Genomic DNA, 277 nt, shown 5'->3' with positions numbered 1-277 from the left:
ATATTAAAAACTTTTTATTCATGGCATCGTTGTATTGTTTAGAAAAAATTTCGATAAAACTGTCTCATTACAGTAAAGTTGCAAATAGCTGGATTACTGACTTTAAGCAGTCTAATAAATTATATCTTTTAGATGTGAATGATTCTGATATGGCATATTACTTAAAAAAAGATATGTTTTACTGTTTGTCAAAAGGAAGAAGTTATTTAATTACTTATAAGCTTTACACCGGGTTTTGTGAAGAGTTGAAAGATAAGCGAATGAGTCTGTGAGTAAG

The 277-nt window shown here is 28.2% G+C and carries 1 protein-coding gene; it reads left to right on the top strand.

Annotated elements, in window-relative coordinates; all coding sequences use genetic code 11:
* Positions 1 to 272: hypothetical protein (locus tag SB689_RS22990; RefSeq protein WP_410694378.1), on the top strand; the 272-nt coding region annotated here is incomplete at its 5' end.
* Positions 273 to 277 lie beyond the last annotated feature (5 nt).

It is taken from the genome of Chryseobacterium sp. SIMBA_038, from assembly GCF_046535115.1.
GTDB lineage: Bacteria > Bacteroidota > Bacteroidia > Flavobacteriales > Weeksellaceae > Chryseobacterium.
Note: the sequence above shows the minus strand (reverse complement) of the source record. Positions and strands in the feature narration are given on the sequence as shown.